The sequence below is a fragment of the Vreelandella arcis genome (genome assembly GCF_900103865.1).
GTDB classification, from domain to species: Bacteria; Pseudomonadota; Gammaproteobacteria; order Pseudomonadales; family Halomonadaceae; genus Vreelandella; species Vreelandella arcis.
Genome location: NZ_FNII01000001.1, coordinates 338,010 through 353,248, shown reverse-complemented (window position 1 = coordinate 353,248; position 15,239 = coordinate 338,010). Strand labels below are relative to the sequence as shown.

The following is a 15,239-nucleotide window of genomic DNA, read 5'->3' as shown; positions in this document are numbered from 1 at the left end:
TTAACATATCCACCTGATTGCTGCACTCCGCTTTCTGTTACAAGCTTTTTATCAGAAGCGTCAGAAAAGAAAAAATCTACTCAATGCGATATTGATCTGACGACGTCGAGCCTACAGTACATTCAGCTAAAGAGTAAGTTGTTGAAAATTAAGATATACTTAAAAGAAAAAACCGACGAGAAAACTTTTCCGGATATTTCTTTATAGAAACCCCAAACTACCCGATTTAATAATTCCAATAGCAAGGTTAGATGAAAGTTCGGCCGCATCGGAAGGAAAATAACAAACCATTGAATGGCATACTCTTTTCATAACTCTGGAGTGATTAATGTGCTGATTTATTCCGTGCTTTTATCTCGCAGAACTTTCATGCTCAAATAGAGGTTTAAAAAACTGGCATCCAGTGCAGCATTTAATGGTATTTATTCTATAAATAAAACAGATAGAATTTAATATGAGTAATCCCCCCCTGAATTTAGAATTATTGCAAATAAAAAGCTTGTGGAAACCTTCGCCTTCAGCCAGCATACACTTAGGTCAACTCACTGAAGAGTGATAAGACCCCGAAGAAAAACGATAACTTTACCGTTTTTCGGAAAGAAAGAAAAAGGCAAACCCGTCGAAAGGCGGGGACGCAAAGTCACCGGTCTAAAGGGTGTAATCACCTCAAGACAGCGGGATCGCCTACATCTCCTTTGGGTCCGAGCACGCTTTTCTCATGCCCGCCCTCCATCGCAATGTTCACGGTTCCCCTACTTGGGTTTTAACTCAAACGATTGCCCACGGCAAACCACCGTGGCAATGACTTACAGGGGATAGACAAATGAAATCATCTGCTTTCATTCGCAAGAATTTTCGCCGTACCGTGCTGGCTTCCGTCGTCGCGATTGGGGCGTTCGGGGCATCCAACAGCTTTGCTGCGGCCACTTCGACCACAGCGACGGGTACCGTTATCGTGCCCATCGCCATCGCAAAGTCGGCGGACCTGGTTTTTGGCAAGTTCGCCCCTGGTGCCGGTGGTAGTGTGACGGTCTCAACCAGTGGTGCACGAACAGGTTCGGGTGTCATTCTCTCGAGCGTCGGGTCTTCTCCGACCGCCGCCAAGTTCGACGTTACCGGTGACGGTGCCGCCACCTACAGTATTACCTGGTCCGGCGATACCGAGCTTTCGACCGGTGCGGGCGGAGTGGGGGAGACCATGGCACTGGCAAGAATCAGTGACCTAACCGGCTCCAATGCTACCTCCGGTGAAGTGACATCCGGCACACTCACAGCAGGTGCTCAATCCATCTATCTGGGTGGAGTAATGACAGTGGGTGCAGCGCAAGTGACCGGGGACTACACAGGCAGTGTAACGGCAACGGTAGAGTACAACTAACCGATAACCGGCATGTCGAGCCGGGCGCCAGCCCGGCGACGACCAGGGTGGAGTGCTGAAAGGACCTTTCGGAGGCTCCACCCTGATTTGGCGCTGACCAACGTCAGCGTCACTTTACTCTACCACCAGATCCGCATTACCAGACTCCAAGGATATTGCGATGAACCATAAATGGGCAGTGATCACGGCTGGTGCCTTATTGGCCACTCTCGTTGCTTCCCATGGATTGGCGCAGGACATCGTGATCCAGAATACCCGAGGATTGTCGTTCGGCAATTTCGTGGCAGGCAATGGCGGTTCGGTCGCCGTCAGCCCCAATGGCTTGCGCACTGCTGGCGGGGAGGTGCTCTTGCTCCGCTCGGGCGAGGGCTTCGCCGCCGAGTTTACGGTAACCGGCGATACCGAGGCGACCTATACGACCCAGTTGCCTGGCAACGATTTCGTGACGCTCACGGGCCCGGGCAGCGATATGGTCATCAACGACTTTACCGGTGCTCCCTCCGGGGCTGGCGGCCAGCTGAGTGCCGGCGGCTCCCAGGCCCTGACGGTCGGGGGAACACTCAATGTCGGTATTGCACAGACACCAGGGGATTATACCGGCAGCTTCAGCGTGATCGTGAACTACAACTGATGCATCTCGAGCGCCGCGACCGGGTGGCGCCCGTCGTTCCAAGTGCCATCCGGTACTCCCGAAACAGACGATAAATGGATTCCACCATGATCCCCAAGACCTCGACCCAGAAAGCGCGTGGCATGACGTCAATCTCCCGCTTCACCCTCTGCGCCCTGCTGTTCATGTTGCCGGCGGGCCAGGCATTGGCCCAGTTGATGCTTTATCCGACCCGGGTCGTCTTCGAGGGCAACCAGCGGTCGGCCCAGCTGGAGCTGATCAACAATGGCAGCGAAACTGCCACCTATCGCATCACGCTGGTCAACCGGCGCATGAGTGAAACCGGTGAGTTCTCCGACGTCGCCGAGCCTCTGGCGGGAGAACAGCTTGCCGATAATCTGCTGCAGTACTCGCCGCGCCAGGTGACCCTCGAGCCCGGTGCCGGGCAGGCGGTACGCATCATGGTACGCAAGCCTGCCGATCTGGTGGCCGGTGAGTACCGATCTCACTTGCTGTTCGCACAACAGCCAGAAATCAGCGGAATTCGGAGCATCGAGTCTGGCGCTGGCGAGATAGGCATTCAGTTGACGGCCCTGGTCGGCGCCTCCGTTCCGGTGATCGTGCGTCATGGCGCGACAGACGCCAATGTTGCCTTGACCCAGCTCCAGCTTCAGCGATCCTCAAGCGGATTACCGCTGCTTGCCCTGCAGATGCAGCGCAACGGTACCCAGTCCGTCTTCGGCGATCTGACCGTCAGTTTCACCCCGCGAAGCGGCGCAGAGCAGGTCATCGGCCGTGCCAATGGGGTGGCTGTCTATACCCCCAACCCCCTGCGTCGAGCGGGCATTGCACTGCAACCACCGAGTGGCCTGCCCCTCAGCAACGGCACCCTGCGCGTCACCTACCAGGAACAGGCGGAAGACGGTGGCAGGCTGCTGGCCGAAGCGGAGCTATCGCTATAGCCCCCTTGCTCTACCGCAATGATCCGATACTCACTACCACCCACCGAGCCAGTCACGTCCACCGGACCAGTCAGTTGGTGATGCTGGCGTTGTGGTTAATGCTGCTGGCCCACGCCCCCGTCATGCTAGCCCAGGAGCCGGAAAGCGAACCGGAGTTACTGATCCTGGAAGTGCGCCTGGACCAGTCCGTGCTCTCAGGCGCCATTCCTGCCTATGCGGTGGGCAACCATACCCTGCTGCCGCTGGGCGAGCTGGCCAGTTTGCTGACCATTTCCATCCAGACTCAGCCAGTAGAAGGCGTCGCCCGCGGTTTTATCCTCAGCGAGGATCGCGGGTTCAGCCTGAACCTAGACAACGCTAGCGTGACCCTCGCCGGGAATACCCAGACCTTCGATCCGGCGCTGGTGCTGGCGGAGCCTGACGATATCTATGTCGCGGCGTCGCTGCTCGAAGACTGGCTGCCGCTGACATTCGAGGTCGACCGTGCCAGCCTCTCCCTGCGCGCTCATGCCCTCGAGGCATTGCCACTGCAGGCCCGCCTGGCTCGGGAAGACCTCGGGGGTCGTGCCGGAATGCCTGGTGGCTATGAGGATCCCGACTATCCCCGCCACGAGCAGCCGTATCGCCTGCTGAGCGTGCCCTTCATCGATCAGACGTTGACCACCGAAGTGCAGCACAGCAATAACCGTACCCAAGGTGATACGGCCTATACCGCCTACCTCACGGGGGATCTGCTGGGCATGGAGACCTCGCTCTACTTTTCCAGCGGCCTAAAGAACCCTTCGCCGGAGGTGCGAGCGACATTAGGTCGTCACGATCCCGATGGAGAACTGCTGGGTCCCCTGCATGCCCGTTCGTTTCAGTTGGGCAGCTTCTCGACCCCCAGCGTTGACAACGTTTCCCGCGGAATCGGAGGTGAAGGGGTGACGCTGAGCAATCGCCCTCTGACACGGCCCACCAGCTTCGACCGCCAGACCTTCGAGGGCGACTTGCTGCCGGGATGGGACGTGGAGCTCTATTACAATGGTGCCTTGGTAAGCTTCGCACAGCCTGATGCCGAGGGGCGCTATCGTTTCGAGGATCAGCCACTGAGCTATGGTCGCAATGATTTCCGGCTTATCTTCAACGGTCCCCTGGGCGAGACCCGGGTTGAGCAATACAGTTTTCCCCTGGATCAATCTATGGTGCTCCCCGGTGATTTTCAGTACAGCCTGACCGAGCACCGGGACGACGACGGGCAATCCCGAACCATCGCCCAGTTCGACCTGGGCCTCTCGCGCTCACTGACCGCCTCGGCCGGGCTGATCCGCGCACCGACCGACGGCGAAGAGGAGCTCTATTCCACCCTGGGAGTACGCACCTTCTGGCGGTCGCTGAGTCTCGGCGGGGGCCTTGTCCAGGCGAAGGACGGAGGCGCACTGGCCAAGCTAGATGTCCAGACCCGTATCGGCGGCGTGGCCGTGGACGCGAGTCGCATTCTCCTGACCGACTTCACCAGCGAGGTGTTCACCACCAGTAACGACCCCATTCTCACCCGTGATGCACTTCGACTCACCGGCTCGCTTCCGCTGACTTCTCGCTCGCGCATACCCCTCACCCTGGAGGCCACGCGGGACGAGCGTGAGTCCGGCAGAGCCAATACCGATGTCAGCGCCCGCGTTTCCGCTTATGTGTATCGCACGGCCCTCACCAACACCCTTCGCTGGCGCGCCTCCGATATCAGCGAGGACACGACTGGCAGCCTCCAGGTCAGCCGCCGTGTACGCGATATGAGCTTGCGCGGCCAGGTCGACTACCGGCTGGACGCTGAGAGTGACATCTCCTCGGTGGCGCTCTCCGCCGAAAAATATCTTGCAGACGGCTACCGCGGGGCCCTGGGCATCGCCCACACCTTTTTGCCTCCTGAAACCCGGTACTCCGCTGGCTTAACCAAGAGCCTGGGCCGCTTCGGGTTGGGTGTTAGTGCCAGCTATGTAGACACAGGAGATATCGCGCTAGGGGCGCAATTGTTTATTGCCATGGGCAGGGATTCTCGGCGTTCCGACTGGCGATTCGATGCCCAGCCCATGGCGAACACAGGGGCCGCTTCCGTGCGCGTTTTCATCGACGAGGACAACGATGGCGTAATGGGCAACAATGAGGCGCCGCTGCAAGGTGCTGGATTCAAGGTTAATGGCGTCAAGCACCGGGCCCACACGGATGCGGAAGGTATCGCCTATATCGATCACTTGCCTGTGAAGCAGCATCTCGACATCGCGATAGACACCGCGACGCTGGAAGACCCGCAATGGGCACCGGAAATCGAAGGATTGAGGCTGGTGCCGCGACCGGGCAGCGTAGCCAGCCTGGAATTCCCGGTGCGCATGACCACGGAAATCGATGGCACGGTCTACCTGCTGGAGAAGGGTGTCGAGCGCGGTGTCGGTGATATTGAGCTGGAATTGCTCAACAACCGGCAAGAGGTAGTGGCCCGCACGACAAGCAGCTGGGACGGTTTCTATATTGTGCCAGGCGTCATCGCTGGGGAGTACCAGTTAAGAATTTCACCGCAGCAACTGCAGCGCCTGAGCCTGAGCGATAGCGGCAGAAGAGAGCTGACCGTGTCAGGTGATGGCGACTTCATCAGCGGCATCGATCTGAAGGTATTTCCTTCGTCACTCACTACACCATTAGAACCCGTCGTCGACTTTTTGGATTGAAGTGTTTACCGATATATGAAGTGGCCCCAACCTTCGCACACACATCACACTGCGCAGTCGACCCTGCTTGGATTAGTCGTTCCGCGACCAGTGGCCATCTGAGGCATAGCTGTCAGTACCTTTAAATCCATTTTCTATTGCTATATCAAATCACCTAGCTGTATTTCGACTGAACGACTGCTCTTGGCCGAAACAGGAATACTCATGCATAGGTGCTATCGACCCTGAGCAGCCTTTTAGAGGTTCGTCATATAGGCTCAAAGCTTTCCAATGTTTGTTGTGGTTAAGGTGGCCAATGAATTGCCTGCACATCTATAAATGCATAGCATCTACGGTTGCGATCTTGTGCTGCGCTGGGTAGAGATCGAGAAGCATCAAGCCCCCCTTGTGAATACCAAACCCATTGCGCTAGAGAAGTCATGCTCCTTGAATGGCCACCGCGACGGATTCACGGTGCTCGAGGTAACCAGAGGTTACCTCGAGCAGCCCCGCCTGACACCCATCGATGGGCGAGTATGATAGAGTTATAGAAATCGACGACAGCGTAAAATCACGGCTAGCGCTAACTTGGAAAGCATGGTCTCAGACCTAGCGGCCTTACGAGAAGCTATCCTCGTTGCTAGGCTATCGCCTAAAGAAGTCATAAGGCTCATCCTGAACATCGAAGAGGAGTCTACAAATGCAGCCCTTATCGCCTGATGTTTTGGCTATTCTTCTTCCTCTCGGCATCCTGTGTGCCGCCCTACTCCTCTTTGGGACCGGCTTGGTTTGGGCCCGCTACCGCGATCGCCAAAGCGAGGAAGAACGAGAAAAGATAACTCAAACCATATTGGACCTGGTCGAACTTTGGGCGGGCTCTCGAACCGCTGCCTGGACGTGGTATCGAACATATACAATTTCTGCCTTGGGGGGACTTACAGCCGAACAACTGATTATGCGGGGCAGAGCTAACGACGTAATCGCTTACCTCACCCACATCCGCCAAGGCGGATACGCTTAACGCAGACAAACGCCTCAGGTCCTCTTCTCGGTTGTAAGGTCACCGCTCTGCTTCGAACTACCTTCAGATTCGCCTCGTAGGAGGTGCGCTTGCCATCGGCTTGATAAGCAAAATGATTGGCGAGCAGCCCTCACACACACCCTTTCGGATTGGAAAAACGGATATCTCCGCGCCGCCGACGTCTAGCCATGCCACTGGTCTCGTACGGTGAGGCAGCCAGCCTGTTTCATAAAAAACAACTAAATAAAATTGACTGCCATTTTATTTAAAATAATAACCGCATCCATATTATTTACGTAAATAAATATTAAAAGAAAATAATAAGCCAAAGCTAGTGGCCATAAAACTCTCCAATTTTTTTTGTAGTCCAGGGGTTACGATCATCAAAAAACATGATAAAAGGAGGTGTATAACCCTTTAAGAGAAAGCTAGCCACTTGGCTAGGCAAGGCTCGCCAAGAAAGTAAAACAGGTGTTTTAATGCTAAATGATCGAGGCTCACGACGGGTGTCATTATCTCAAATTGAAGTCAGTCCGCATCTCTCCCCCTCAGTGCTTCGCCTATTCCTAGCGCGCTCATCGTTTTTGCGGGACGTCAAGAGCTTGTCAGATGAGGCATTAAAAATCTATATGATTCAGCACCCTCCTGTTGTATACGGGGCTAAACGAGGTAAGAGCCGCACCCAGCTCATGTGCATTGCTAACCTGTTCCCTTTATACCTTGCCCGGCTTCGCCTAGCAGGAAGCGAAAAGGTTCGCGTCACTTTGGTGGATGCGCCCCTCAGTAAAAACACAGAAGCATTGGCACTTTCTTTAGCGCTAACCTCCGAAACTTGCCATTCACTTCCGCCAAAAGATCTCTCGCATTATATCGTATCGCTATGGGAACACTTAGCCTCTTCTGACCACAAAGCGTTAACAGCCCTGTCGGAAAAATTCAACAGTAAGACTTCCTTCTGTGAGGCCCTCAGTATCAATCGGCGGAACGTTTAAGGGCAGCTAAATTTATGGACAGTAATGCGCAACTCACTGCTCTGCTAGATGAAGTGCTGCAACCCCGCGATGGCTATTTTGCTATTGAGACCATTCGTCCACTTCTGGTCACTACCATTGAAAAACTGGCTGTTATTTGTGACGACGCTTGGGACTCATCAGCACTTGCTCAGCTTGCAGACGCCTTAATGAAGGGAGAGTTAGCACTCACATCACTGCCAAGTCAGAGGGAAAAAGGCATTCATGGCACGCACCCCATCCATGGTGCTTTGTATAAGCTGACAAAAATGCAAGACGATATTGAAGGGCTCAATGATCGTCTTCACTTACTGGCGCACATTATCAATGCGGCGTTTCACTGGCGCACCGATATTCAAGCCGCGAACAACTATTTAAATTTTAACGAAGAGGATGAAAAGCGGCTTAAGAGAACAACTTACCTTAAAACCCTGGAATCCGCTTGCAAAGTTGCCAGGCGTATGGAGGCTGAGTGGCTTGTATATCTCAAACCATTCGATGAGCCAACAGACGAACTTTATAAAAGATGCAGGAATTACCGGGCATACGGAGATAAAAATCAGCAAGAAAAGTATATTACTGAATTAGAGCGTTTCTTTGCCTACGCTCTCAATCGCCGTCAGCCACGCCAAGGTTATCAAGATCCTAGCTCTGATGAAGCGAACAACACATCGCAAGTACAGCGCAAGTACAGCGCAAGCGTCGCTTCGATGACGATCCTGAGGAAAGCTGGAGCGAGACAGCTAATTCAGCGATCACCCTGCCACCCGATATAGATGAAAAAACGAAAAACACGCTGCGTGCTTCCGGGTTATCTACCATGGAAGAGCGCCCAGCGACCGAACTCACCCAAAATGACGCTCCAATCAAAGCCGCGAAGGGTGATAGCTCGCTGCTGGCAGTATTTCGCGCACGCAGCCAGCAAATTTTTCAGGATAAAGCCGCTCAATTGTTACCGGGGCGATGGGAACAGCTAAATACGTTCGACTTTCAGCAATTAAAAAGCCAATTAGAACAAAAGAAACCCGCTCTACGTCAGCGACTTGAGTGTGTAATCGGACTGCTATTAATCACGGGCCGTAGCCTCGACAGTGTGCTGGACACGCAGATCATAAAGCGCCTTGAGCGAATCCCACAGGTCATTACCGACCAGGCTATTTACATTCTATCCAATGAGCCCGCTTGCTGGGTATCAGGGGTTTATCGACCAGAAAATAGTCGCCAATTGACAGGCGATTGGCCCGCTCACATGCGCACCACACAAGACCGCCTAGCACTACCCATCCCGCTAATATATTGGCGACTCATAAAGCAAAATGTACTCGAAGTCGCTATAAGAGTTAATAAGCGCTCTGTGCCGCTGTTTCCAAAAGATTATCGGGAAGACTTGAGAGAGGAGATGAAAGCCCTGCTCTCTGAGGCAAACCGCAACACTGGGTCACGGTTAACTGTCCATCGATTAGGAGCCCACCTTTTCAATACGCTCAACCAGGGTGACGCTGATTTAACAGCGGCATGCCTCATAACCGCACGTGTTCCCTCATTCGGTCAGCAGGCTTCTCTTTATTATTATGCCCCGCACATGAAACGTCTGGAACAGCACTATATTCACGCCATGGAGACCATCAGGCAGCAATGGACGCCCAGCTCTCCATCATCTGTTGCTGAGCCTTCCCATGCGGCTGCGTACGCTAATGCTTCCTCTGATTCAGCCCACCATGTGGGATCCAACCTAGTCCCCACAACAACATACGTAAACGGCCTTGTCGCCAGCATGCAACAGCAGATTAAGGCCGCGAAAAAGGGCTCTACGTGGACTGCCCTTTGCAGTGTGCACAACGCTTATGTGGCGTATACCGTAGCCATGCTGATGTTCTCGACAGGCTATAGAAGCGTCCGTGACCCGCTGCCAAGCTGGGATAATATTTCATTATCGCGGCGCATCATTGTCATCGCGGACAAAACCGACGACCAACAAAGCCATGCGCGTTTTCTGCCGCTGACCAGCCTGATGGTTGAGCAGCTGCAGCACTATCAACGCCATCGAGAAGGAATAATCGAGCGTTTATCGTTTTATCTTCAAAACAGGTGGGATACGCCGTTCATGTTCCTGGATCACTATGGCAATCCAAAAGAAGTCACCCCGACCCGGCTACATGACCAGTTACAGTGGATCGACAGCCCCCCTTTAAATATCAACCGCCACTTTTTGCATACGCGATTAAAAGAGAGCGATTTATCGTCGGAAGTCGTCGATGCCTTTATGGGTCACTGGGATCCAGGCCAGGAGCCCTGGGCCAGCTACTCGACATTTTGCCCTCGTGAGTATCAGGCCCTTATCGCGTCAGTCATACAACGCTTGATGGTGCAGCAAGGCTGGAAGGCATTAAAAGGAGCCTTGCTGTGAGCGACAAGACTCTCTGGTCTGGGTGGCGACTACCGCAGCCTCAAAAGAAGACAAGCGACGGCCAAGAAGAGCGCCGCTATCAACGCGACCGTGAGCGGTACCAGTATCTAATGGGCCTTCTCGAAACATTAGAACAAAAGGTACCCGGTTCCATGGAAGGCAAACCGAACCTCTCTTTTTCAGACGCAGATACCACGGCGGTATTTGAAACTCTGCACCAGAACACGCCGCCAAAGGCGCTGCGCAAGACGCACAATTTTCTAGTGAGAGGTCTGGAAAACGGCCATAAAAATCTGAAATGGCGCGTGACGATACCGAGCCCATTGGTCACTAACGCCCGCAAGCCGCCTGCCGTCACCACGGCGTCTTTTTCTGAACTGCATCGCTGGGATGCCCTGGTAGCCGTGCATGACGCAGCCTTGCCCAGTGTGGAAAAGCTTAGCGACATTGCGCTGCGAAAGTGGATGGTGGGGCGATGGCTATTTCAATTGGTCCGGGAAGGTGCGGTGCTGAATAAGCACCACCTTGAACAGCTACCTAAAGCGTTTGAGCAAGGCATCTCCTTTGCGCCTGGCACTGGCTTTGTCACCTTAACGGACTGCATTCAGTCGGCTAATGCGGATGAGGAAGAACAGGAAGAAGCCGACGAAGCATTTAGTGGTAATCCACCTTCCGAATCGAATACTGAAACACCCATCGACAAAGAGCTTCGATTTAAATACCGGCGACTCTGTTTGAGTCCGATGAGTCAGTTGCTACTCCTCATTACCTATCAAGCCATTGGCAAGGCATGGCCGCAAACCGCTTCCAACAGCCTGGTATCTGTCGAGCAGTGCTTGATGGTGTATATCAAACACATTGCCGATAGCGCGCCAACAAGCCTCGCCGCCCTGCTTACGATGGCTAACACAGCGTCGGCACTGGATATGCCACCATTGTTGGTACACTACGCAAGCAAAGCCGACTCATCGCTCTCGTTACGTCCGTCCTCATGGCAGCGCTTGCTGACTCGCAGCGTATTACCCAACACACTAATCGACACCCACGACGATAACGTCTACCTGGACTTCCAAGCCACTGACCAGGTCAGCTCTACTCCAGTCGACCAATTACAGCAGCTACGTCAGTTGCAGCATTGTTTTTCCGCTTCTTTGGTGGGCCACACAGGCCGACGTGAAGCCATTGCCAATATCGATGCATTTCTGGCGGTGTCGAACAGTAATGGTGCCATGGTGACGCTGCTCGCCAAATGGTGCCTAAAGCTGATGCAAAAGGGGGGCCGCGTTAAATCAAAGCTCGTCGCCCGTTCGGCTGAAACTTACTTATCGACCATTGCACGCCCGCTAGTAGCGCACAGCCAAACCTTCGGTGACGTACTTGCTGCCAGTGCTGATGAGTGGGAAGCGCTGTATGAAAACGTGCTAAACAGTGCCAAAACCCCCGCTTCCAGAGCGAAAATGCAAAATCGTCTTATTGATTTTCATCATTTCCTCGTTGATACCCTCGCAATCCCCCACATCGATCTGGAGAGTGGCAATACAGCAAAACAGCGTGTCGACGTCAACATCGTCACGCCTGCCGAATTTCGCCGCGCTTTGGCACTGATTGAAGCCTCACAGCAGCCCGAACGCTTTCGCACCATGCAAAAACTTGCGCTTATTCTTGGTTACCGTCTCGGGGTCCGCCGCAGCGAATGCGCCGGGCTTCAGATAAAGGATGTCGCCTACCTATTTGATAACGATGCTTTCGAGGGTGAGGTCATCATTCGATCCAATGAATACCGCAGAGGCAAAAGCTACTCGGCAACACGACGCTTGCCACTGTGGTTATTGATGCCTGAAGAGCGACAGGAACTGATCAATTGGGTCCAACGTCGCCAAGGTGAGATCACCACCCAACAGACTACCAAACAGCTGCTGTTCTGCCGCAGCGGAAATGGGCGGTTGCTGCTGGAAGATAAAGCCCTCTTTCATCCCATACAAACCGCTTTGAAAACGGTCAGTGGCGATAACTCACTACGCTACCACCACCTGCGGCATAGCTTTGTGACTTTTACGCTGATGTGCCTACTGGAGAGTAATTCAGGCGAGATATTACCCAACGTATGGCGACTGGATGACTGCCGTAATATAGCAATGCCAAACGCTAAGGCCGACATTTCTGCGTTAGCCGGTCTTGCGCCTCAAGACAGGCCCTCTCGAAAACGGCTTTGGCAACTCGCGCTTTGGGCAGGGCATGCCAGCCCCGATGAAACGCTTAGCTCGTACACTCACTCTCTCGACTGGATCCTTGGGCAAGACTTGCGTGAACGTTTTAACCCCACCCTCAGTATCGACCAACAATTCGCGCTACTGAATTTTCCGACGAAAACAGCGCTGAGCAGTTGGCGTAACCGACGCGGACTCAAAGGACAGACGCAAGCCGGTGTGCTACTCCAATATCTTCAGGATGAGTGGCAGCCATATCTGGCAGATGACCCGTTGGAGCAAGAGTGGCGATCTTACCAACCACCATCCGAGAATCCTCTCGATAACCCCCTGGGGGCTGCGTTCGGCTGGCCCGAAGCCACGACGATCTATCAAAGCCTGCGACTCGTCGAACAACAAGAGGTGCAAGGCGTAGCGCTTGATGACGCTATTCATCGAACAGCCAAGCGGTTTGTGCTCGACGCTGAACAGCTGTATCTCTGGATGGAGAATGGCGAAGCATTGATGCAGCGTAAAACACGGCGCACCAATCAGCAGTTTAGTCGCGAAGACAATCGCCATGACCGTGCTCGTCGCGTGGCCTCGCAACGTATCTATATGCCAGAGCTTAAACGCTGCATGGCACCGCCTATTAAGCCTGCGGTATTAAGAGAGGCCGGGCAGTTTTTTCACCGCCTGCTCGACTGGCACCAGTCACAGCCTGAGACCGCAGAAAAAAGCCTGGTGACGTTGCGCAATCACATGCAGCGCAGCACCGGGCAGATCGAGCTCCCCGATGCCGACGCCATTAACAACGTCCGTGAACTGTTGCGTCCATTGCGCTGCTTTCAAAGTGTTTATCTCGTTGTCGAGGTCGAGGCAAAAGCCAACGAAAAGGACATCAAACGCCACTGGTCCAACGCGACCGACATTTCGCACAAACTCATTGAGTTGACGCCAACGCCCTCACCGTCTGGCCAAACGCGGCATTGGTATGGGAACGCCAATCTCAAAATAACGCGGGGGCACTACAAAGATCGACAACAGCCACTATGGGAAGCCGTTCGTTTTGCAGCCTTTATGACGAAGTTGGTATTGGGTCTGGGAGACGACATGCAGAAAGACGGAGAAACAATGCCTGATGGCCATGCCCAGTCTGAAAGATTGGGTGGTGAGCCTGGTGACTGAGCATATTCCGCTTGAAATTCTAAGAGGACGGACGGTTATGTACCCCACCATTGCCAGGTGGCGAAGTGGAAAAACAAGACACGATCGGCCGTACCAGGGACTTGCTGCAAGGCTTTTCGCCAGAGCTATCCCTATGCCCACGGTTGTTGCACTGCCTAAGGAGTTGCCGGCGCCTGAACCATAGGTCCGTCTACGGCAACACGGTTGCGCCCCTTGATCTTGGCTTGATAGAGGGCCTGATCAGCACGGAAATAGAGATGATCGAAGGATGCGTCATCGCGAGTGACGGTGGCTAGTCCCAGGCTGACCGTCACAGCAACGGGCACGCCAAACTCTTGGGGAGATAACGACTCCACTCGCTGACGTATCCGCTCAATGACCTCACGCGCACTTTCAGTATCGGTTTCAGGCATGAGGACGCAGAACTCTTCACCACCAAGGCGAGCCACCACATCTGCCTTACGAACCTCGCTAAGCAGGGCGCCAGCAACGACTGTAAGCACTTGATCGCCTGCCGGGTGGCCAAAATCGTCATTCACGCGCTTAAAGTGATCAAGGTCGAGAAGCGCCATGCTCAGGGGGTGGCCACTGCGCTGGCTCTGTTCGAATAAGAGCTCGGTGAAATTAAACATGTAACGACGGTTGCCTAACCCAGTGAGCTCATCCATCAGGCTGAGCCTAAGTACTTTTTTATGCTGATGATGCAGGCGCACCAATACCAGCATAAGACAGCCAACCAGGAGAAGAATGACAAGGATCAGAAGGGCAATGCCAAATGCCAAGCGCTCCATCACAATCCGCTGCTTGGCGGCTTCAGCATGCAGTAGATGACTGAGTCTGCTATAGGCTTGAGCCATTTCATTTTCAATGGCGAAGCCTTGTTGAATCAGGTCATCTGGCGGCGCACCTGCGGCAGTTTCTCCCAGCGCTTGTCGCAGGCCAGGCAGCTTATCTCTCACTCGCTCCAGGCGATGTAAAGACGCTTCATAATCGGCTGCTGTGAAGCTGGTTTTGCTGAGTCCGAATTGAACACCTTCGATATGCTGTGGGATACGCCAAAGCAGGTTGTCGAAGCGCTCTATCAGTTCGCTGTCCTGCGGATGCTCGCGGAACTCTTCCAATGCTGAACGCAACAGAACAGTATGCAACTGCGGGCGTATTACATCGGCAACGACTGCCGTGTAGTTTGACCCAAGATGCTCGCGTACCTGGTACAGGTAGACACCTGTTGCGATAGCGCAAATGCCTGCCAACAGGGTGAACCCAAGTCCTAACTGCCAGCCAAGTGGCCGGTTAGAGCGCCAGTTCATTGTTGAACGTAGATATCTTTAATCGACCAAATCCATGAGGTCATGCTCACGGTGCCCGTCTCAACGGCGTCGGCATCGGCGGGAATGAGTAACATCGTCGGGCCGAACTCATCTCTGGTCAGCGTATCGCCGTCCAGCCTTGTGGCGAGCATATAGCGTTTGGCTGTACGGTCGTCAGGCGTTAAAAAGGTCGTGTAGTCATCGTGAGCCACGAACCGTAACGTCGCAACGTCATCAATGCTCTCGGCCTTGAGAAAATCGTCCAGCCAGACACCCGCAAATCGCCCTTGGGGCCCTTCAAAGTGTTGTAGTGATACCTCGTAGAGCGGTGATTGCTCAATCTCTGCACGACTGATGGACCAGCGTTCCTCGGCACTGTGCAGTGTGAGAACAGGGCTCTCATCCTTTGACGGCGAAAGTGAGCTTGAGGTTACGTATGCCTCTTGGGCGGATGCTGCAAACGAAGTGGCAGCAAAGGCAACCATGATT

Annotated in this window: 9 protein-coding genes and 1 riboswitch; of the genes, 7 read left to right on the top strand and 2 right to left on the bottom strand. The window is 54.0% G+C overall.

The genetic code is table 11. The features are described from left to right. Positions 1-599: 599 nt before the first annotated feature. Positions 600-688: riboswitch (cyclic di-GMP riboswitch) on the top strand. Positions 689-865: 177 nt separating this feature from the next. The 7 genes from BLR97_RS01695 (at position 866) to BLR97_RS01655 (ending at position 13,440) form a co-directional block, all read left to right on the top strand. Further along, positions 866-1,378 (top strand): DUF4402 domain-containing protein, encoded by a 513-nt coding sequence (locus BLR97_RS01695; protein ID WP_170832958.1) that lies wholly within the window; start codon positions 866-868, stop codon positions 1,376-1,378. 160 nt (positions 1,379-1,538) lie between these two features. Continuing rightward, the gene (locus BLR97_RS01690; RefSeq protein ID WP_089701834.1) at positions 1,539-2,009 is read left to right on the top strand and encodes a DUF4402 domain-containing protein; all 471 of its coding nucleotides are present in this window, start codon (positions 1,539-1,541) and stop codon (positions 2,007-2,009) included. 122 nt (positions 2,010-2,131) lie between these two features. Further along, positions 2,132-2,950 carry a fimbrial biogenesis chaperone gene (locus BLR97_RS01685; protein ID WP_211605019.1) on the top strand — a complete coding sequence of 273 codons (819 nt, stop codon included), beginning with the start codon at positions 2,132-2,134 and terminating at the stop codon, positions 2,948-2,950. Between the two features lie 98 nt (positions 2,951-3,048). After that, positions 3,049-5,649, top strand: a complete 2,601-nt coding sequence (locus BLR97_RS01680; RefSeq protein ID WP_139172877.1) for a hypothetical protein — start codon at positions 3,049-3,051, stop codon at positions 5,647-5,649. A gap of 2,006 nt (positions 5,650-7,655) precedes the next feature. Next, positions 7,656-8,435, top strand: coding sequence for a hypothetical protein (locus tag BLR97_RS01665; protein ID WP_089701826.1), 780 nt, complete (start codon positions 7,656-7,658; stop codon positions 8,433-8,435). A gap of 44 nt (positions 8,436-8,479) precedes the next feature. Then, positions 8,480-10,066: a hypothetical protein gene (locus tag BLR97_RS01660; RefSeq protein WP_089701824.1), complete on the top strand. Its 1,587-nt coding sequence runs from the start codon at positions 8,480-8,482 to the stop codon at positions 10,064-10,066. Further along, complete coding sequence (locus BLR97_RS01655) at positions 10,063-13,440, top strand: site-specific integrase (protein ID WP_139172875.1); 3,378 nt, start codon at positions 10,063-10,065, stop codon at positions 13,438-13,440. Before BLR97_RS01660 ends, BLR97_RS01655 begins: the two co-directional genes overlap by 4 nt. Before the next feature lie 155 nt (positions 13,441-13,595). Here the strand turns inward: BLR97_RS01655 and BLR97_RS01650 are convergent, their stop codons facing one another. Together BLR97_RS01650 and BLR97_RS01645 are read right to left on the bottom strand one after the other, a co-directional pair. After that, on the bottom strand, positions 13,596-14,750 hold the full coding sequence (locus BLR97_RS01650) for a GGDEF domain-containing protein (protein WP_089701822.1): 1,155 nt from the start codon (positions 14,748-14,750) through the stop codon (positions 13,596-13,598). Next, a complete protein-coding gene (locus BLR97_RS01645; RefSeq protein ID WP_139172873.1) occupies positions 14,747-15,235 on the bottom strand; it encodes a hypothetical protein in 489 nt (162 codons plus the stop codon). The genes BLR97_RS01650 and BLR97_RS01645 overlap by 4 nt, the downstream gene beginning before the upstream one ends. Positions 15,236-15,239: the final 4 nt, after the last annotated feature.